At 60.7% G+C, this 18,289-nt stretch carries 21 protein-coding genes; 5 read left to right on the top strand and 16 right to left on the bottom strand.

Going from position 1 to position 18,289, the window contains the following annotated elements; genetic code table 11:
- Positions 1-9: 9 nt before the first annotated feature.
- The 4 genes from ACQ4WS_RS06540 to panC all read left to right on the top strand — a co-directional run bounded on the left by ACQ4WS_RS06540 (position 10) and on the right by panC (position 2,646).
- A complete protein-coding gene (locus tag ACQ4WS_RS06540) occupies positions 10-489 on the top strand; it encodes a GNAT family N-acetyltransferase (protein ID WP_096238395.1) in 480 nt (159 codons plus the stop codon).
- A gap of 108 nt (positions 490-597) precedes the next feature.
- The gene (locus ACQ4WS_RS06535; protein ID WP_034778041.1) at positions 598-807 is read left to right on the top strand and encodes a DUF3460 family protein; all 210 of its coding nucleotides are present in this window, start codon (positions 598-600) and stop codon (positions 805-807) included.
- Between the two features lie 17 nt (positions 808-824).
- On the top strand, positions 825-1,751 hold the full coding sequence (locus ACQ4WS_RS06530) for a segregation and condensation protein A (RefSeq protein WP_436474742.1): 927 nt from the start codon (positions 825-827) through the stop codon (positions 1,749-1,751).
- Between the two features lie 55 nt (positions 1,752-1,806).
- On the top strand, positions 1,807-2,646 hold the full coding sequence (panC, locus tag ACQ4WS_RS06525) for a pantoate--beta-alanine ligase (protein ID WP_436474740.1): 840 nt from the start codon (positions 1,807-1,809) through the stop codon (positions 2,644-2,646).
- Between the two features lie 39 nt (positions 2,647-2,685).
- Here panC and ACQ4WS_RS06520 read toward each other — a convergent pair whose 3' ends face one another.
- From ACQ4WS_RS06520 to ACQ4WS_RS06445, 16 genes are all read right to left on the bottom strand, one after another.
- The gene (locus tag ACQ4WS_RS06520; RefSeq protein ID WP_436474738.1) at positions 2,686-3,078 is read right to left on the bottom strand and encodes a hypothetical protein; all 393 of its coding nucleotides are present in this window, start codon (positions 3,076-3,078) and stop codon (positions 2,686-2,688) included.
- Between the two features lie 372 nt (positions 3,079-3,450).
- Positions 3,451-3,849: a chemotaxis response regulator CheY gene (cheY, locus tag ACQ4WS_RS06515; protein ID WP_010396677.1), complete on the bottom strand. Its 399-nt coding sequence runs from the start codon at positions 3,847-3,849 to the stop codon at positions 3,451-3,453.
- A gap of 147 nt (positions 3,850-3,996) precedes the next feature.
- Complete coding sequence (locus ACQ4WS_RS06510; protein WP_035826603.1) at positions 3,997-5,067, bottom strand: protein-glutamate methylesterase/protein-glutamine glutaminase; 1,071 nt, start codon at positions 5,065-5,067, stop codon at positions 3,997-3,999.
- Between the two features lie 174 nt (positions 5,068-5,241).
- Positions 5,242-5,850: a chemoreceptor glutamine deamidase CheD gene (gene cheD, locus ACQ4WS_RS06505; protein WP_034758343.1), complete on the bottom strand. Its 609-nt coding sequence runs from the start codon at positions 5,848-5,850 to the stop codon at positions 5,242-5,244.
- 9 nt (positions 5,851-5,859) lie between these two features.
- On the bottom strand, positions 5,860-6,732 hold the full coding sequence (locus ACQ4WS_RS06500) for a CheR family methyltransferase (protein WP_034778025.1): 873 nt from the start codon (positions 6,730-6,732) through the stop codon (positions 5,860-5,862).
- A 71-nt stretch (positions 6,733-6,803) separates the two neighbouring features.
- The gene (locus tag ACQ4WS_RS06495; RefSeq protein WP_436474734.1) at positions 6,804-8,528 is read right to left on the bottom strand and encodes a methyl-accepting chemotaxis protein; all 1,725 of its coding nucleotides are present in this window, start codon (positions 8,526-8,528) and stop codon (positions 6,804-6,806) included.
- 190 nt (positions 8,529-8,718) lie between these two features.
- A complete protein-coding gene (locus ACQ4WS_RS06490; RefSeq protein ID WP_034758356.1) occupies positions 8,719-9,225 on the bottom strand; it encodes a chemotaxis protein CheW in 507 nt (168 codons plus the stop codon).
- A gap of 30 nt (positions 9,226-9,255) precedes the next feature.
- Positions 9,256-11,457: a chemotaxis protein CheA gene (gene cheA / locus ACQ4WS_RS06485; protein WP_436474732.1), complete on the bottom strand. Its 2,202-nt coding sequence runs from the start codon at positions 11,455-11,457 to the stop codon at positions 9,256-9,258.
- A gap of 43 nt (positions 11,458-11,500) precedes the next feature.
- Positions 11,501-11,866 (bottom strand): response regulator, encoded by a 366-nt coding sequence (locus tag ACQ4WS_RS06480; RefSeq protein WP_034758362.1) that lies wholly within the window; start codon positions 11,864-11,866, stop codon positions 11,501-11,503.
- A gap of 83 nt (positions 11,867-11,949) precedes the next feature.
- On the bottom strand, positions 11,950-12,498 hold the full coding sequence (locus ACQ4WS_RS06475; protein ID WP_353658008.1) for a chemotaxis protein: 549 nt from the start codon (positions 12,496-12,498) through the stop codon (positions 11,950-11,952).
- A gap of 46 nt (positions 12,499-12,544) precedes the next feature.
- Positions 12,545-13,495, bottom strand: coding sequence for a flagellar motor protein MotB (gene motB, locus ACQ4WS_RS06470; protein ID WP_436474730.1), 951 nt, complete (start codon positions 13,493-13,495; stop codon positions 12,545-12,547).
- A gap of 58 nt (positions 13,496-13,553) precedes the next feature.
- On the bottom strand, positions 13,554-14,414 hold the full coding sequence (gene motA, locus ACQ4WS_RS06465) for a flagellar motor stator protein MotA (protein WP_436474728.1): 861 nt from the start codon (positions 14,412-14,414) through the stop codon (positions 13,554-13,556).
- A 215-nt stretch (positions 14,415-14,629) separates the two neighbouring features.
- Entirely contained in the window at positions 14,630-15,391 is a 762-nt protein-coding gene (locus ACQ4WS_RS06460) for a class I SAM-dependent methyltransferase (RefSeq protein WP_436474726.1), read from the bottom strand.
- Between the two features lie 110 nt (positions 15,392-15,501).
- Positions 15,502-16,065, bottom strand: a complete 564-nt coding sequence (flhC, locus tag ACQ4WS_RS06455; protein ID WP_436474724.1) for a flagellar transcriptional regulator FlhC — start codon at positions 16,063-16,065, stop codon at positions 15,502-15,504.
- A 45-nt stretch (positions 16,066-16,110) separates the two neighbouring features.
- Positions 16,111-16,428, bottom strand: coding sequence for a flagellar transcriptional regulator FlhD (gene flhD, locus ACQ4WS_RS06450; RefSeq protein WP_034758381.1), 318 nt, complete (start codon positions 16,426-16,428; stop codon positions 16,111-16,113).
- Between the two features lie 243 nt (positions 16,429-16,671).
- On the bottom strand, positions 16,672-16,911 hold the full coding sequence (locus ACQ4WS_RS06445) for a hypothetical protein (RefSeq protein ID WP_436474722.1): 240 nt from the start codon (positions 16,909-16,911) through the stop codon (positions 16,672-16,674).
- A gap of 121 nt (positions 16,912-17,032) precedes the next feature.
- Between ACQ4WS_RS06445 and kynU the strand changes: the two genes are divergently transcribed.
- On the top strand, positions 17,033-18,283 hold the full coding sequence (gene kynU / locus ACQ4WS_RS06440) for a kynureninase (RefSeq protein ID WP_436474720.1): 1,251 nt from the start codon (positions 17,033-17,035) through the stop codon (positions 18,281-18,283).
- Positions 18,284-18,289: the final 6 nt, after the last annotated feature.

The following is an 18,289-nucleotide window of genomic DNA, read 5'->3' as shown; positions in this document are numbered from 1 at the left end:
GGACCGATGATGAATATCGTGGTGCGCGAAGCAACGAATGCCGATGCACAGCTGATGGCCGAGCTGACCCGGGCCGCGTGGGCCGGCAAGGTGGCCGCTTCATCCAGTGGACACCACGAAACGGCGCAGCAGGTGGAAGCGCAATTGCGTCACGGCGGCGGTTTTCTGTTGCTGATCGACGACATTCCCGCCGGTTCGCTGCGCTGGATGCCGCTCGACAGCGACCCCGCCATCTGGAAGATTTCACGCATGGGCGTGCTTCCCGCCTACCGGGGCAGCCACGTCTCGCAGCATTTACTGGAAGCCATCATTCATCACGGCCTGTCGTGCCAGGCCGAGGAATTGCGCCTGGCCGTGCGGCGCGACCAGCGCAAGCTGATCGATTTTTATGCGGCCTTCGAATTCGACCTGGCCGAAGAACTGGAATATTCGCACGCCAACCCCGCCGAACCGGCACCGATGGTGATGCGGCGTTTGTTGCGTTATTGATTTTTAGCAATTTCGCCCCCGGACTTGCCGATACAACAACCCGCCAGGCAGCATGGCGCGGTAAAATACGGCCGGCTGACCTTACCCATAAGACACTCAGAAGAGAATATGAAACTGCCTGCAAAACACAACAACTACGTATCCGACCACACCTTGTTCATCGCCGAACTGAAGGCCAAGAATCCTGGCATGGAAGCGGGCCAGCAAGCGGGCCGTGCCCTGCTGTGGGACAAGCCGGCCGTCAGCATCGATGAGCAGGAACGCCAGCTGGCGTCGGCCGTCAAGCAACAGGCTTACGTTTACCAGAACAAAAACTAAGATCTGGAACCGGCACGATGTTGCCTGAAGAGTCTGCAGTCACGCCGGAAGCCGACGCTTCCGGCGCCGGCGCAGTCATCGCGTCGCCCGAACCTGTCGCTGATGGCGACGGCAGCGGCGACCCTGCAGCATCTGCAAGCACGGACGCGGCGCCCGCCGCCGACCCGCCGGGTATCGCCCGCCTGTATGGCGAGCCGATGCTGCGCATGCCGACGGATTTGTACATTCCGCCGGACGCGCTGGAAATCTTCCTCGAAGCCTTCGAAGGCCCGCTCGACTTGCTGCTCTACCTGATCCGCAAGCAAAACTTCAATATTCTCGATATTCCGATGGCGCAGGTGACCCTGCAATATCTGAAATACGTGGACCAGATCCGCGTGAGCAACCTGGAACTGGCCGCCGAGTACCTGCTGATGGCCGCCATGTTGATCGAGATCAAGTCGCGCATGCTCTTGCCATCGCGCAAGAGCGACGTCGAGGAAGATGGCGGCGACCCGCGTGCCGAACTGGTGCGCCGCCTGCTCGAGTACGAGCAGATCAAGCTGGCCGCCTACGACCTGAACGCGATCCCGCAGTTCGAGCGCGATTTCGTGCGCACGCAGATTTTCATCGAGCAAAGCCTGACGCCCACCTGGCCCGACGTGGAACCGGTGGACTTGCAGCAGGCGTGGCTCGACGTGCTGAAACGCGCCAAGCTGACCCAGCATCACCGCATCAGCCGCCAGGAACTGTCCGTGCGCGAGCACATGTCGAGCATCCTGCGCCATTTGCAATCGTCGCGCTTCGTCGAATTCAGCGAACTGTTCGACATTGCCGGCGGCGTGCCCGTGGTGGTGGTCAACTTCGTGGCCTTGCTGGAACTGGCCAAGGAAACCCTGATCGAAATCACGCAGGCAGAACCGTTTGCCCCCATCTACGTCCGGCTGGCCTATTCGCCCGCCTGATATCCCTCCCTTTGTCACTGACCACCGTACAACGGGGTTTTAGCGAAAGCAATCCATGAAAATTATTTCCGACATCGAAGAATTGCGCGACCAGCTCAGCGGACAGCTGCGCACGGCGTTCGTCCCCACCATGGGTAACCTGCACGAAGGCCATCTGTCGCTGATGCGCCTGGCGCGCAAGCATGGCGACCCCGTCGTCGCCTCGATCTTCGTAAACCGCCTGCAATTCGGCCCGAACGAAGACTTCGAGAAGTATCCGCGCACCATGGCGGATGACATCGCCAAGCTGGAAAAGGAAGGCGTGTACGTGCTGTTCGCGCCGACGGAAAAGGAACTGTACCCGGAACCGCAGGAATACCGCGTGCGCCCGCCCGATGACCTGGGCAATACCCTGGAAGGGGAATTCCGCCCCGGCTTCTTCGAAGGCGTGTGCACGGTCGTCACCAAGCTGTTCTCGTGCGTGGGGCCACGCGTGGCCGTGTTCGGCAAGAAGGATTACCAGCAGCTGATGATCATCCGCAACATGGCGCGCCAGTTCGCGCTGCCGACGGAAATCATCGCCGCCGAAACCTACCGCGCCGACGATGGCCTGGCCTTATCGTCGCGCAATATGTACTTGTCGCAAAGCGAACGCGCAGAAGCGCCGGAACTGTACAAGGGCCTCAATTTCGTCGCCGAGGAAGTGCGCAAGGGCAACCTGGCCGTCGGCGAACTGGAACAGGCTGCCATGCAGCTGCTGGACGGCCGCGGCTGGAAATCGGACTACATCGCCGTGCGCAAGCGCGCCAACCTGCAAGCGCCGAGCGCCGCCGAGCTGGCCGCCGGCGAACCGCTGGTGGTGCTGGCAGCAGCCAAGCTGGGACAAACCAGATTGATCGACAACCTGGAAATTTAAACGCAGGCACAACGGGGCCGTTCGGCCCCGTTTCTTCCCTTACTTCTCCATCCCTACCAGCTTGAGTTCGGCAAAAAGCGGCTTGTTGCTGCCGCGTGCCGCGTGCAACATGTCATAGCTGGCCGCATCGAGCACGATTTCCTCTCCCGCCCACAGCTTGCGCTGGTTCGCCGGCAGCCTCAGGCTGCGCAGGATGGCCCGGACCTGGGCCGGATCGGCCGCCAGCAGGCGGATGGCGCGCGCATGGCGCTGCGTGCCCTTGAGGATGGGCAAGCCACCCTCGGGGCCATTCTGGCTCAGGCTGACATAATCATGGCCACCCACGCGGTGCAGATAGGCATGCCTGCCATCAGCTTCGGCAGGCAACGGCGCGGCTGGCTCCTGCATCTCGACAGATGCGACAGGCGCAACGGCGGTTTGTTCAAGGCTCACGCCACAGGCCGTTAACAGGGCTGTGCTCAGGGCTGTGCTCAGGGCTGTGCTCAGGGCCATGCTCAAGGCGAAAAATAATACGGGTGCTCGGCGCATCGTGCGCTCCTTCTTGTCGGGGTCGGGGACAAAGGGGGAATACTGCAGCGATCATGAGCCAAATTATTTGACGTGTAAAGTTAACTTTGGGAAATATTTCATTCCACTTCGCAACTAGTTGCGATTAGTCAGCATTGCACAGGATTGCCCCGCTCGGACCGGGCAAGCGCGGGGTCCCCGCGCGCGAATGGCGGGCTGCCGAAAGGCCCTTGTGGACGAAAAAAACGCTGCCGGTTTGCACGGGCAGCGTTTTTCTTGATAACGGTCAAGCCTGGATCAGGCGCCGGCTTTTTCCAGCTTCTCGAAAATCTTGTTCAGCTTTTCATCGAGGGTCGCGGCCGTGAACGGCTTGACGACATAACCGCTGGCGCCAGCCTGGGCGGCGGCGATGATGTTTTCTTTTTTCGCTTCGGCGGTGACCATCAGCACGGGCAGCTTGGCCAGTGCAGGATCGGCGCGGATATGCTGCAGCATCGTCAGGCCATCCATGTTTGGCATGTTCCAGTCCGACACGACGAAATCGTACGATTCGGCGCGCAGCTTGGCCAGGCCCATCACGCCGTCTTCCGCCTCATCGACGTTGGCATAACCCAGTTCCTTCAACAGATTCCGGACAATGCGGCGCATCGTCGAAAAATCGTCAACGACTAAAAATTTCATCTTTGGATCAGCCATGAATAACTCCGTTGTTTCTGTAGCGGTTTGTTAATAATATCGACATGAATGCCGACATTATGGTCGACACTACGGCAGCAAGTTGTAGGATAGCATTTTCGTTGCTTTTAGGCGAACAAACTTGCCTCAGATCATATAAAACGTGGCTTACACGCGCAAAGCGCGCATGCCATGCGCCGCCAGGTGTCCCAGCACCATGCCAGGCAGCGCCGTGAGAGCACCGACCTCGTGCGTAGCGCCGACAGCGATCGCCTCGCGCGGCATGCCGAACACCACGCAACTGGCTTCATCCTGTGCAAAATTATACGCTCCTGCGGCCTTCATCTCCAACATGCCTTGTGCGCCATCCTTGCCCATGCCGGTGAGGATCACGCCGACGGCATTTTTACCGGCCGATTGCGCGGCCGAACGGAACAGCACATCGACCGATGGGCGATGACGGTTCACCGGTTCGCCCTGGTCGATCTTGGTCATGTAGTTGGCGCCGCTGCGCGTCAGAGTCAGGTGCGAATGGCCAGGCGCGATGTAGGCATGGCCGGGCAGCACACGTTCGCCGCCCGCCGCTTCCTGTACCGATATTTTGCACAGCGAATCGAGGCGGCGCGCGAACGAGCGCGTAAAGCCTTCCGGCATGTGCTGCGTGATCAGGATGCCGGGGCAATCGGACGGCATCTGCATGAGGAATTCGCGGATCGCTTCCGTGCCGCCCGTCGAGGCGCCCACGATGATCAGCTTTTCGCTCGACGTCAATGGGCTGCGCAGCGCAGGCAGCGGCGCGGCCACCTTGTCACCGGCCGACGGCAGGGTGCGCGCGCGGATGCGCGCCTTCGAGGCGGCGCGGATCTTGTCGGCGATCATGTCCGTGTACTCGCGCATGCCGCTCTGGATGGAAATCTTCGGCTTGGTGACGAAATCGACGGCGCCCAGTTCCAGCGCGCGCATGGTGATTTCCGAACCGCGCTCGGTCAGCGACGACACCATCAGCACCGGCATGGGGCGCAAACGCATCAGCTTTTCCAGGAAGTCGAGGCCATCCATCTTCGGCATCTCGACGTCGAGGGTCAGCACGTCGGGATTGGTCTGCTTGATCATCTCGCGCGCCACCAGCGGATCGGGCGCCGCGCCCACCACTTCCATGTCGGGCTGGCTGTTCACGATTTCCGTCATGACGCTGCGGATCAGCGCCGAATCATCCACGATCAATACTTTGATCTTCATATATTTTCCTTTGCGCCTACCGGCCCATTAAAGCACCTGATCCCACCTACTGCGCGTCGCGATTTGCGGCCTCCGATGCTCACTGTGCTACAGCACAGCTGCGCGTCTCGACCACAACTCCCATCTGCTCGCTACTACGGTGTGATCAGGTGTTGTTATCTATATCTCACACGATTAAAAAAGTTCCACTTCGCCGCCGACCGGCGCGACCTTGAGACGGCTGGCGTAATCGAGTTCGCGGCGCACCAGCGTATCGTTGTGCGTCTGCATCAGCTTTTTCACCAGCACCTTGCCGCTACGGGGGAAAAAATACACCTTGCGCGGGTGGATATCGTTCAGGTCTTCCGCCACCACGCGCATCTTTTCCGCCTTCAGGTAATTGATGACGAAGGCCGCATTGCGCTCCCCCACGTTGATCGCTGTAAAGCCGCGCAGCACGGCGCCGCCGCCGAATACTTTCGCTTCCATGTTCTCGCGCCGCGCGCCGGCCTTCAGCAAATCGTTGATCAGGATTTCCATGGCGTAGGTGCCATAGCGCATCGACGCGGAAATCGGGCTATTCGGATCGCTGCCGCCATCAGGCAGCATGAAATGGTTCATGCCGCCCAGGCCCGTGACGCGGTCGCGGATGCAGGCCGAGACGCAGGAGCCGAGCACGGTGACGATCAGCATGTCCTTGTTGGTAAAGTAATACTCACCAGGCAAGATCTTGGCGGCGTCACAATTGAACGTCCTGTCGTAATAGACGTTAGTGGCAAATTGCTCTTTGGATTCCAGGCTCATATTTCACTCTCATGTACGATGCGACGATGCCTTGGGCGCGGCGCCCCGAGGCTGATCGAGCTCATAGACTGTTTTACCGCGCAGCTTCAATGAATCCGACACGTACAGAAAATTTTCCGAATGGCCCGCAAACAGCAGGGCATCCGGCTTCATCAATGGCACAAAGCGCGACAGGATCTTGCGCTGCGTCGCCTTGTCAAAATAAATCATCACGTTACGGCAAAAGATGACGTCGAACTGGCCCGTCAATGGCCAGCTGTCGGCCAGCAGGTTGAGCGGCTTGAAGGTAATCATCTGGCGCAGTTCCGGGCGCACCCGCACCTGTCCCTCGCGATCGCCCTTGCCGCGCAAGAAAAAGCGCCGCGCGCGGTCGGCCGGCATCTTGTCGAGCCGGTCCAGGTTGTAGACGCCATTGGCGGCCGTGGCCAGCACGTTCGTGTCGATATCCGTGGCGATGATGGTGACTGGCGGCGTGAGCGTATTGAATGCCTCGCACACCGTCATGGCGATCGAATACGGCTCCTCGCCGGTGGAACTGGCCGAACACCAGATGGTGATCGGCCCACTCAGTTTTTTCACATGCTCGGCCAGCAGCGGGAAATGATGCGCCTCGCGGAAGAACGACGTCAGGTTGGTCGTCAGCGCATTCGTGAACGCTTCCCACTCGTCACCCATGCGGCCCGCTTCCAGGTCGTCCAGATAGCGGACGAACGAGGAGATGCCGGTCGCGCGCAGGCGCCGCGCCAGGCGGCTGTAGACCATCTCCTGCTTGCTGTCGGCCAGCGCAATGCCGGCCCGCTTGTAAATCATGGCACGGACCCGTTCGAAGTCCTTGCCCGTGAAATCAAATTCCTTGACCGAATCCGTTTTAGTTTGCGGCATTTTGTTTTTACCTCTCTATGACTACTCTGACCAATGCCTTTGCAAGTATAACTAGCGGGACCGGGTTGGCGTCAGAACTCTTCCCAATCGTCGCCGCCGGCCGCCGCCAGCTTTTTCGCGGGCGGTGGCGTGCCAGCTTGCGCCGTCTTTGCCAACCGCCGTGTCGTTGCCGCCACGCTCGGTGCCGGCCGTGCCGCCACCTGCACCGGCACGGGTGCGGGTGCAGGCATGGCCGCTTGCGCCGCGCTCTCGCCATCGAGCTTGAAGATGCTGACGGCGTCGGCCAGCCTCTGCGCCTGCTCCTGCATGCTTTCGGCCGCCGCCGCCGCTTCCTCGACCAGCGCCGCATTTTGCTGCGTCATCTGGTCCATCTGCGCGATGGCCTGGTTCACTTCCTCGATGCCATGACTCTGTTCCTGCGTTGCCGCCGTGATCTCGCCCATGATGTCGGCCACCTGCCGGATCGATGTGACGATCAGGCCCATGGTCTGTCCCGCCTCGTCCACCAGGCGGCTGCCGGCATCGACCTTGTCGACCGAGTCGCCGATCAGGCCCTTAATTTCCTTGGCTGCGCCAGCGGAGCGTTGTGCCAGATTACGCACTTCCGACGCCACCACCGCAAAGCCGCGTCCCTGCTCGCCTGCGCGCGCCGCTTCGACGGCCGCATTCAGCGCCAAGATATTCGTCTGGAACGCAATGCCGTCGATGACGCCGATAATGTCGACGATCTTGCGCGAACTGTCCTTGATGGAGCCCATGGTATCGACCACTTGCGCCACCACCTTGCCGCCCTGCTCCGCCACCGACGATGCCGACACGGCCAGCTGGTTGGCCTGGCGCGCGTTGTCCGCGTTCTGCTTCACGGTCGACGTCAGCTCTTCCATCGACGATGCCGTCTCTTCGAGCGAACTGGCTTGCGTTTCCGTGCGCGCCGACAGGTCCGCATTGCCGCTGGCGATCTCGCGCGACGCCACGGTAATCGTGTCCGTACCATTGCGCACGTCGCTGACCGTCTGCACCAGGCTCTCGTTCATGTCCTTCAGCGCCTGCTGCAGCGCGCTCGTTTCATCCTTGCCCTCGACCACCACGCGCGCCGTCAGCTCGCCGGCAGCCACTTTCTGCGCCACGGCCACGGCACCGGATAGCGGCACCGTGATCGAGCGGGTGATGAAGATGGCGCACCAGGCGCCGATCGCCACCGCCGCGCCGCCCAGGACGAACAATACCGTCATCAGGCGCGCATCGGCCGCCAGCGAATCGTCCATGAAGCTTTGCTGCGCCACGTGCTGCAAGTCGAGCAGCTTGTTGATATCGGCCAGAGTCGTCTTGTTCAAGGGGTCGATGCGGGTGGCAATCACCTTGGCCGCGCCCTCGCTGTTAAACGCCAGCACCTGCCCCATCGCCTCCTTGAAGGCGGCATCGACTTCGCCGTCGACCTTGGCGATATTAGCCAGCAGTGCCTTCTCGCCCTCGGACAGGCCCAGGCCGGCCAGCTTGCCGCGCGCGCCGTCGTACAGCTTGCGCTGCTCGCGCACCTTGCCCTCCTCCGCCTGCATCAGGCCCACATCGCCCTGCAGGCCGATATTGCGCATGGCGATACCGGTTTCCAGCATCGCGCTTTTCATCAGCGACGCCTGCGTATTTTTTTCGCTTGCCAGCTCCAGGCCCGTGAGCAACTGGGCCTTGTTACGGTAATTCAGTGCATTCGCCGAAACGATCACCACCACCAGGATGGCGAGGATGCTGCCAAAACCTATGCCCAGCCGGGTGCCTATCTTGAAATCGCGCAAACTCATTACAGTCTCCAATATTTATGTGAACGGCGCCCGTTCAACCGGACGGCGCCGTGTTGTGGCCTGGTCTCTGTCGGACCTTGCAGCCTGCCGGCGCGCCTCTAAGCAATACTGCCCGCGCCGGTACATGCATATCTGTAGTGATTCTTTGCGTGCCAAAACGCCGGCGCACAGGGCGCCGCCTTGCTGCCTCTTACGCCGCCAGCTTGTCGATCAGGCCCATCTCGCTGCTCGACATCAGCTTGTCGATGTCGACCAGGATCAGCATGCGCTCGTCGATGGTGCCCAGGCCGATCATGTAGTCGGTCGAGAAGGCGGTGCCCATTTCCGGCGCCGGCTTCACCTGTTCCGGCGTCAGGGTGGTGACGTCGGAAACGCTGTCGACCACCATGCCGACGATGCGACCGCCGATGTTCAGGATGATCACCACCGTGAACTGGTCATACACGGGCGTGCCCAGGTTGAACTTGATACGCATGTCGACCACGGGAATGATGATGCCGCGCAGGTTGATCACGCCCTTGATGAATTCAGGCGCGTTGGCGATGCGGGTGACCGCTTCGTAACCACGGATTTCCTGAACCTTCAGGATATCGATGCCGTACTCTTCGGAGCCCAGGGTAAAGGCCAGGAATTCACGGCCGGCGATATCCTTGCCGTCGCCCGCATTGCTTCCGGATGTTTGTTGAGTATCTGACATGGTGCGTTTTCCTATCTTTATCTATCGGTATTACGAAAAAATGGACTCGTCGGCCAGCTGCCGAGAGGAACGGATCAGGGCGGCGACATCGAGAATCAGCGACACGCCGCCATCGCCCAGGATAGTGGCGCCGGAAATGCCCACCACCTTGCGGTAGTTCGATTCGAGGTTTTTCACCACGACCTGCTGCTGTCCCACCAGGTCGTCGACAAACAGGGCCGCCTTGCGCCCTTCCGTCTCGAGGATCACGCAGATGCCTTCCGAGGGATTGGTAAAGCGCGGCGCGATGTCGAACATCTGGTACAGCGGAATCAATGGCAGGTATTCGCCGCGCACTTTCACCACCTGCCCCTTGCCACTGATGTCCTTGATATCCTCAACGGCTGGCTGCAGCGATTCGATGACAAAGCCCAGCGGTAAAATATACACTTCGTCGCCGACTCTGATCGACATGCCGTCCAGGATGGCCAGGGTCAGCGGCAGCGAGATGGAAATCGTCGTGCCGAAACCCTTCGCCGAACGGATGTCGACGACGCCGCCCATGGCGCTGATATTGCGCTTGACGACATCCATGCCCACGCCGCGGCCCGACACGTCGGTGACCGCTTCGGCGGTGGAAAAGCCGGGCGCGAAAATCAGCTGCCACACATCGGCGTCGCTCATCGTCTCGGACACGTCCAGGCCCTGCTGCGCGGCCTTCGCCAGGATGCGCTCGCGGTTCAATCCTGCGCCGTCATCGGACACTTCGATGATGATATTGCCGCCCTGGTGGCTGGCTGAGAGGAACAAACGGCCGGCCTCGGTCTTGCCGGCGGCCACGCGGGCGGCCGGCATTTCCACGCCATGGTCGATACTGTTGCGCACCAGGTGCGTAAGCGGATCGACGATGCGTTCGATGAGGCCCTTGTCCAGTTCCGTGGCGGCGCCATTGGTGATGAAATCGACCTTCTTGCCCAGTTTCGTCGCCAGGTCGCGCACCATGCGCGGGAAGCGCGAAAAGACGAAATCCATCGGCATCATGCGGATCGACATCACCGCTTCCTGCAAGTCGCGCGTGTTGCGCGTCAGGTGGCTGACGCTGTCGAGCAGTTTCTCGTGCAGCATCGGGTCGAGCGCACCGGCGCGCTGCTCGATCATCGCCTGCGTGATCACCAGTTCGCCCACCAGGTTGATCAGCTGGTCGACTTTTTCAATCGAGACGCGGATCGACGACGATTCGGCGCCGGCCTTGTCGCCCTCTTTCTTGGCCGGTTTCTTTTCCTGCTCCGCTTCGGCCACGGCGCTCGCCACGGCCGGCATGGCGGCAGCGCTGGCGTTGCCCGCCTTGGCGGCATCGGCACGAATCTGTTCGAGGGGCTGGAAGAAACCGTAGCCCTGTTCGGCGTCGCTCTGCACGCCGGCGGCGGCGCGGATGTCTTCGATCGGCTGGAAGAAGCCATAGCCGGGATCCGCCGCACCCTGCGCGCCAGGCGCGCCTGGCAGCGGCTCGAAGAAACCATAGCCCTGGGCTTTTTCCTGCGCCGCGCGGGCCGCATCGGCTTCGCCTGGCGCCAGTGGCGGCGCCTGCGTGATCACCATGTCGTCGGGATTGAGCACGAACGAGCAGATGGCCAGGATATCGTCCAGGCTTTCATGCGTCGTCACTTCCAGCACCTTGCGCGCGTCGGGCAAGGCGGACACGGCGACGTCGCCCAGCAAACCCAGTTCGGCCGCCAGCGCATCGACTTCGCGCGGCTCCATGGCCGGCAGTTCCAGGCGGATGCGATGGCCGCCGGCATGGCTGACGGCTGCCTTTTCCGCCGTGTGGAAGGCCGGCGCGACGGGCGTGAGCGCGGCCACCGGCACGTCTTGCGAGAACGACTGCAGCATCATGCGCACATTGGCCACGGCATCCTGATCGACGGCGCTGCCAAGACGATGGCCGTCGAGCTGCATCTTGAGAATATCCTTGGCCGCCAAAAAGGCGTCGACGTGTTCCGCCGTCAGGGCCATCTGGCCCTGACGGATGCGGTCGAGCAGCGACTCGAGGATGTGCGTCACCTCGCTCATATCGGAGAGACCGAACGTCGATGCGCCGCCCTTGATCGAATGGGCGGTGCGGAAAATGGCATTCAGGTCTTCGGCGTCGGGCGCCGCAATATCAACGGCCAGCAGCAGCCGTTCTTTTTCAGCCAGCAGTTCTTCGGCCTCATCGAAAAAGACCTGAAAAAACTGGCTAATATCGATGGTCATAGGGTGACTCCGTCAATTGCATCGTTGTGCTGCGCGGCTGGCATCAGCCGATCACCTTCTTGACCACTTCGATCAGGCGTTGCGGATCGAAGGGCTTGACCAGCCAGCCATTGGCGCCGGCGGCACGTCCTTTCGACTTCATCTCGTCCGACGACTCCGTCGTCAGCATCAGGATGGGCACTTTCTGGTAGGTTGGCAGCTCGCGCAGCAGCTTGATCAGCTCCAGGCCATCCATGCGTGGCATGTTCTGGTCCGTCAAGACCAGGTCCACGGTTTGCAGCTTGGCTTTTTCCAGTCCGTCCTGGCCGTCGACGGCCTCCACCACCTGGTAACCGGCGGCTTTCAGGCTGAACGCCACCATCTGGCGCAATGAGCTGGAATCGTCCACTGCAAGTATCGTTTTGGCCATCTTTGCTCCCACTTATTCCGGGCATCCTGCCCGAGTATTTGATTAATCAATCCATGCAACCACAAGCGTTCCGCACTGGCATGCTAGAACAGCTCGATGTCGCCACTTTCCAAATGCTGTTGACTGACAGCCTTGCGCAGCACGCTGCGCAACTCCAGGCTTTGAATCGCCAGCGCCATGCTGACCCGCCCCAGCAAGGCGACAATTTCTTCATTGTCGCTCTCCGGCAACATCTCCGCGCCATGTTCGCCCAGGGTCCCGAGGAACTCGCGCAAGCCCGTCACGCGCTTCAAGGTGCGCTCGATCAGCTGGCTGGTCATGTCCTGGAATTGCAGGCTGGTGATGGCGGCATTCACATAGCCCCCCACCTCATCTTGCAAGGCCAGCAGTTTTTCCCGCTGCTGCTCGGCCGGTATACCGCCTTCGAGCAGCAGGGCGATGGTATCTTGCTGCGCAGCGACGGCGGCGTGTATCGCCATGAAATTGAAGGACAGCTTTTCGATCGCCTCTTCCAGCAAGATGCCGGTCTGCACCAGGTCGGTTTCCACCTCCGTCAAGTGCTTGCGGCCATGGTCCGACACGCCAGACAGCAGGCGCTTTACATGCGAGCCAAGTATTTTCTTTCTTGTCATAAAGGTCTCATTGTTTCAATACACCACGCGTCGACAGCCTTGCGTGTTATTTTTTCGCTGCGGGCGGCGCACCGGCCGCCAGCCCTGTAGCGACGGCGGCGGAAGCAGCATCGGTCACCGGCAGCTCGATAGCCGAGCCATCGCGCAGCACATTTTCTTCCGTGCGTTTGTTCATGACGATGATGCTGATGCGCCGGTTGATCGGATTGAAGGGGTCGAGCTTGTCCAGGTGGGCGGCCGAACCGAGTCCCACTACGCGCAATACTTTCTCTTCCTTCATGCCGCCAATCACCAGTTCGCGCCGCGACGCATTCGCGCGGTCGGCCGACAATTCCCAGTTGCTGTAGCCGGCATCGCTCATGTAGGGCGTCGAATCCGTATGGCCGGACAGGCCGATGCGGTTTGGCACTTCATTGAGCACGAAGCCGATGGCGTGCAGGATTTCCTTGGTGTACGGCTGCAGATTCGCATTCGCGAGCGCAAACATGGGACGGTTCTGCTCATCGACGATCTGGATGCGCAAGCCTTCGCTGGTGATATCGAGCAGCAACTGGTTCTTGTATTTTTTCAGCAGGGGATTGGCATCGATGGTCGCTTCGATGCGCGCCTTGAGCGCCTGCAGGCGCTTGCCTTCCTCGCGTTCGAGCGCGGCCTTGGCGGAATTGAGGTCGAACGACTTGCGCTGCGGCTCTTCCTGCGCCTTGCGCACCTGCCCATCCTGGCGCGACAAGTCCTGGCCGCCGCCCTGGATGACGGAATTGCTTTCGCCGCTGCCGGAGCCGCCTGCCATGGCCACTTTCAAGGGCGTCTTGAAGAATTCGGAAATGCCGTTCAAGTCGCCCTTCGAGGTGGAGCCTAGCAGCCACATCAGCAGAAAGAAAGCCATCATGGCCGTGACAAAGTCGGCGTAGGCGATTTTCCACGCTCCGCCATGATGTCCGCCAGCCGTCTTCTTGATACGCTTGACGATAATCGGGCGCATGCCTTCATCGGCCATGGCGTCCCCCTTCCGTGTGCTGCAAATGACTCATGGTGTCCAGGCGTATATTCACTGCTTACTTCGTTTTCGATTTCTTGATGTGGTCTTCCAGCTCATTGAACGTCGGACGCTCGGTCGAGAACAGCACCTTGCGGCCGAACTCCACGGCCAGCGCCGGCGCATAGCCGTTCAGGCTGGCCAGCAGGGTCACTTTCACGCACTGAAACATCTTGCTCGACTCGTCCAGCTTCTGTTCCAGCAGGCTGGCCAGCGGGCCGACGAAACCGTAGGCCAGCAAGATGCCGAGGAAGGTGCCGACCAGCGCGTGCGCAATCAGCATGCCCAGTTCGGCTGGCGGGAGGCCCACCGATTCCATCGTGTGCACCACGCCCATCACGGCAGCGACGATACCGAACGCGGGCAAGCCATCGCCCACCTTGGCGATCACGTGGGCCGGCACGGCGCCTTCGTGATGGTGCGTTTCGATTTCGTTATCCATCAGGTTTTCGATCTGGAAGGCATCCATATTGCCCGATACCATCAAGCGCAGGTAATCGGTCATGAATTCGATGATATGGTGGTCGGCCAGCACGGCCGGATACTTGGAAAACAGCGGGCTTTCTTCAGGCTTGTCGATGTCGCCTTCGATCGACATCAAGCCTTCCTTGCGCACCTTGCTGAGCACTTCGAACAGCAGCGACATCAGCTCCATGTACAGCTCTTTGGTATAGCGCGAGCCCTTGAACAGGCTGGGCAAGGCGGCGATTGTTGCCTTGATGGCCTTGTTATTGTTACCGACAAGGAAGGCGCCCAGGGCGGCGCCGCCGATCATCAGCAACTCCAGCGGCTGGAACAGCGCCGCCAGATGGCCGCCGGCCATTGCGAAGCCGCCAAAGACCGAGGCGCAGACGATGATGTATCCGATTATGACTAACAAGTGCCCTGACTCCCAATAATGGCCGCGGCTGTGCGCCCGGCATGTTCAAACCTGTTCCTGTCTTCTGGCGGCTGCGCCGCCGGAGACTGCGGCAAAAAAGCAACCGGAAGTTAATTGAAATGCGCTGCTTTTCAATGCAATTCCGAGAAAATGCCGTGTGGAACTACAATAACGTGAGATTGCCCCACGGGCAAGCAAATAACGCAGACAATTGCTTAAAAGCACCATATGTAAAGTAAAGCCCCCCCCTCTGTGGCGGCGATGGTCTTATCGGGCGCGCGTGCCGCAATCTGAAATTCGTAACTAAGAAGCATGCTACCAGGCAACATTTCCCTTTCCGCCTTGCTCCACAGGGCCGCCATCGCCGCTGGCGACAGATAGGCAAACACCGCGTCGTAGTGGCCGAAATCGAGCGCCTCGTAGTCGCCGCGCAAGAAGCGCGCGCTGCTCCCCGCCAGCGCTGCGCGCAAGCGGCTGGCCAGCCACGGCAGCGGCGCCAGCTCGATGCCGGAAAACTGCCCATCGGGCCGGCGTCGCGCCAGGTCCAGCACCAGCCCGCCCAGGCCGCTGCCGATATCGACCAGCCGCACGCCGGGACGGTCTGCGATCAGCTCGGCTACCGCCTGCCACACCTTCGGCCCCGACGGATAAAACGGCACTTGCGTGCGGAACGTGGACCAGTACAAGCTCAGCAGGAAAACAAAGGCCGCCAGGAACACGGCCGGCGGCCATTTCAGCAGGCTGGCCGCCAGCAAGGCTGGCGCAAACAGCAGGCCGATGGCGCACCACCAGCGCGCCAGTCCCGCGCGCCACGTGATGAGCGCCGCCAGCACGCCCTGCACCAGCGCCACGACTGGCAGCGACATGGCCATGCCCGCGCGCGCCAGGCCATATACCAATAGCAACATCAAGGGAAAGGCCAGCACCTGGATCAGGATGGCCTTGAGCGCCGGCGCGCGCAGGATTTGTTGCAGCATGGGCTAGTCACAGGAGGAAAACGCCAGTGTAAGCGAAAGCACCATGAAAAAACCGGAGTCCGGTCTGGCGACCGCTCCGGTTCTCACTGAGTTTGCATGAGAGGGCAGTATCAGGCGGCGACATCCGGCGCCGCGATCGCGGCCGCCTCATCGCGCGCCTTCTTGGTCTTGCCGGCACGTGAAGGCATGTGGCACAGGCCACATACATAATCGGCATTCAGGTCGAGGCAATTGACGACAAACTTGCCACCGCACTTGCCGCAGGGCGCCATGGCCAGCATCTTGCTGCTGAAAAAGCGCACCAGGGTCCAGGCCCGCGTCAGCGACAGCAGCGGCTCTTCACCCGCTTCGGGCGGCATCTGTTCCAGATACAGCTTATAGGCCTTCATCACGGCTTCGATGCCGGTGGCGCCGGCGTGGTCGACGAGGAATTTATGGATATTGATGAACAGCGAGGAATGGATATTCGGTTGCCAGGTGATGAACCAGTCGGTGGAAAACGGCAGCATGCCCTTGGGCGGCGAGACGCCCTTCAATTCCTTGTACAGATTCAGCAGGCGTTCGCGCGACAGCGAGACCTCCGTCTCCAGCAGTTGCAAACGGGCGCCCAGCTGTATCAATTCGATGGCCAGCTGGATTTCCTGCGCTTCCGATACGACACTTTTCTTGGCCATGCTGTGTACTCCACTACTGACTGATACTGACTGAAGGTTGCTGAATCAAGCGATTTCTTCGACACCCTGGCCGGCCATCAGGATGGCGGCGTGCGACTGGGCCAGCGAGCGGTCTTTATTGTAGTTCGTCAGCATGCCCAGGATGGCACTGTCGTCGAAGCGGAAGCGGGCCAACATCATGTTGCCGCCAGCGAGCTTCAGGATCTGCGCATTGCTCATGCCTTCGATCAGTTCGGCGATTTCGGCGGCAATGCCCAAACGGAAGATGGCCGTTACCTTGTCCGCACGAATCATTTGCTGGGCCAGCATCAGGTAGCTCAGGTTAGCGTCGCGAATCTCAGCCATCATATCGTTAGCAGTCATTTCCATCTCCTCAATCCGTTGAATTCAGCTGGCGTTGTGTGTTGCCAGTGAGATACATTCTGCAGGAGCAACATTAAACGCAACAGAGGCGTAGCGCTGTATTTTTGGTCGGGAAATGGCGGAAAGGATCGTAGGTGTTTGTCTGACAAACACTGCTCGATCATGCTCGCACGCCAGTCAGGGCGCGGATGTGGGAGGTTGGCTCTGTGCCGGATTTAGCCGACTTTTGGCCTGTAAAAAAAATCACTTTCTTACAACAGCTTGATCAGAATCAAGCCTGTCTACTGAGATAACGGCAGCTTCGACGGGAACTTTAGGCTTTTTTTTAAAAATATTTAAAAATTTTTGATGCTTGCCTGGCCGATTACCGCCCTTCATGTAGTTGTTGACGGCGGCGAATCGCAGAACTTTAGGCGTTTTTGAAAATATTTTTAAAAATCGTGATTTTTTTCGTTGACGCCCCACAAGCGGGCATTTTTTCACCGCCTTCCAAGCCCGGAAGTGCGCGTTGCGGCAGGGATTTGCTACACTGCCACTTCAGCGTGATACTTTAAGCCTCAAGCAATATCATGCCATCCAGACAAGCATCAATATGAAAGCCACCATGATTTCTCGACAAGACTGCAGCGCGCGCGACCTCGACGATCCCCTGGCGCCCCTGCGCCAGCAATTCGACTTGCCGCAAGGCGTAATTTACCTCGATGGCAATTCCCTGGGCGCACGGCCGAAAGCGGCCCTGGCCCGCGCCCAGCACGTCATCACGGCCGAATGGGGCACGAATCTGATCCGCAGCTGGAATACGGCTGGCTGGTTCGACCTGCCCAAGCGCCTGGGCGACCGCCTGGCCCCGCTGCTGGGCGCCGGCACGGGCGAAGTGGTAATCACCGACACCACCTCCGTCAACCTGTTCAAGGCCCTGGCCGCCGCCCTGCAGATGCAGGCCAGCGATCCTGCCCATGCCGCGCGCAGAGTCATCGTCAGCGAACGCAGCAACTTCCCCACCGACCTGTACATGGCGCAAGGCCTGGCCGCCTGGCTCGACCGTGGCTACCAGCTGCGCCTGGTCGACAGCCCGGACGAACTGGTGCAAGCCATCGCTGCCGATTGCGCCGTCGCCATGCTCACGCATGTGAACTACCGCACGGGCTACCAGCACGACATGGCCGCCATCAGCAGCCATTGCCACGCGCAGGGCGCGTTGGCGCTGTGGGACCTGGCCCATTCGGCCGGCGCCGTGCCGCTGGACCTGAACGGCGCCGGTGCCGACCTGGCCGTCGGCTGCACCTATAAATACCTGAATGGCGGCCCCGGCTCGCCGGCCTTCATCTGGGTACCGGAAAAACACCAGGCGCGCTTCCGCCAGCCCTTGTCCGGTTGGTGGGGCCATGCCACGCCGTTCGCCATGGATCCGGGCTTCGCGCCCGCCGACGGCATCGCCCGTGCCCTGTGCGGCACGCAGCCGATACTCTCGCTGGCCCTGGTCGAATGCGGCCTGGAGATCTTTGCGCAAACGAGCATGGAAGCCATCCGTCGCAAGTCGCTGGCCCTGACCGATTTATTCATCGCCCTGGTGGAACAGCGTTGCGCCAGCCACCCGCTGGGCCTCGTCACGCCGCGCGAACATGCGCGGCGCGGTAGCCAGGTCAGCTTCACGCACCCGCACGGCTATGCCGTGATGCAGGCGCTGATCGCGCGCGGCGTGATCGGCGACTACCGCGAACCGGCCATCATGCGCTTCGGCTTCACGCCTCTGTACACGAGCTTTGCCGACGTGTGGGATGCCGTGGACATCCTGCGCGACATCCTCGACACACTAGCCTACGACATCGCCGCCAGGCGCGATGCGGTCACCTGAACCATC

This window comes from Janthinobacterium leeuwenhoeki, assembly GCF_051380795.1.
In the GTDB taxonomy this organism is placed as follows: domain Bacteria; phylum Pseudomonadota; class Gammaproteobacteria; order Burkholderiales; family Burkholderiaceae_D; genus Janthinobacterium.
The sequence above is the reverse complement of the archived record's forward strand: the minus strand, read 5'-3'. Positions and strand labels throughout refer to the sequence as shown.

Excerpts from the sequence above, each read along its gene's own strand:
- ACQ4WS_RS06540 (WP_096238395.1), top strand. The coding sequence starts at position 10 with ATGAATATCGTGGTGCGCGAAGCAACGAATGCCGATGCACAGCTGATG.
- ACQ4WS_RS06535 (WP_034778041.1), top strand. The coding sequence starts at position 598 with ATGAAACTGCCTGCAAAACACAACAACTACGTATCCGACCACACCTTG.
- ACQ4WS_RS06530 (WP_436474742.1), top strand. The coding sequence starts at position 825 with ATGTTGCCTGAAGAGTCTGCAGTCACGCCGGAAGCCGACGCTTCCGGC.
- panC (WP_436474740.1), top strand. The coding sequence starts at position 1,807 with ATGAAAATTATTTCCGACATCGAAGAATTGCGCGACCAGCTCAGCGGA.
- cheY (WP_010396677.1), bottom strand. The coding sequence starts at position 3,849 with ATGGCTGATCCAAAGATGAAATTTTTAGTCGTTGACGATTTTTCGACG.
- ACQ4WS_RS06510 (WP_035826603.1), bottom strand. The coding sequence starts at position 5,067 with ATGAAGATCAAAGTATTGATCGTGGATGATTCGGCGCTGATCCGCAGC.
- cheD (WP_034758343.1), bottom strand. The coding sequence starts at position 5,850 with ATGAGCCTGGAATCCAAAGAGCAATTTGCCACTAACGTCTATTACGAC.
- ACQ4WS_RS06500 (WP_034778025.1), bottom strand. The coding sequence starts at position 6,732 with ATGCCGCAAACTAAAACGGATTCGGTCAAGGAATTTGATTTCACGGGC.
- ACQ4WS_RS06495 (WP_436474734.1), bottom strand. The coding sequence starts at position 8,528 with ATGAGTTTGCGCGATTTCAAGATAGGCACCCGGCTGGGCATAGGTTTT.
- ACQ4WS_RS06490 (WP_034758356.1), bottom strand. The coding sequence starts at position 9,225 with ATGTCAGATACTCAACAAACATCCGGAAGCAATGCGGGCGACGGCAAG.
- cheA (WP_436474732.1), bottom strand. The coding sequence starts at position 11,457 with ATGACCATCGATATTAGCCAGTTTTTTCAGGTCTTTTTCGATGAGGCC.
- ACQ4WS_RS06480 (WP_034758362.1), bottom strand. The coding sequence starts at position 11,866 with ATGGCCAAAACGATACTTGCAGTGGACGATTCCAGCTCATTGCGCCAG.
- ACQ4WS_RS06475 (WP_353658008.1), bottom strand. The coding sequence starts at position 12,498 with ATGACAAGAAAGAAAATACTTGGCTCGCATGTAAAGCGCCTGCTGTCT.
- motB (WP_436474730.1), bottom strand. The coding sequence starts at position 13,495 with ATGGCCGATGAAGGCATGCGCCCGATTATCGTCAAGCGTATCAAGAAG.
- ACQ4WS_RS06460 (WP_436474726.1), bottom strand. The coding sequence starts at position 15,391 with ATGCTGCAACAAATCCTGCGCGCGCCGGCGCTCAAGGCCATCCTGATC.
- flhC (WP_436474724.1), bottom strand. The coding sequence starts at position 16,065 with ATGGCCAAGAAAAGTGTCGTATCGGAAGCGCAGGAAATCCAGCTGGCC.
- flhD (WP_034758381.1), bottom strand. The coding sequence starts at position 16,428 with ATGACTGCTAACGATATGATGGCTGAGATTCGCGACGCTAACCTGAGC.
- kynU (WP_436474720.1), top strand. The coding sequence starts at position 17,033 with ATGATTTCTCGACAAGACTGCAGCGCGCGCGACCTCGACGATCCCCTG.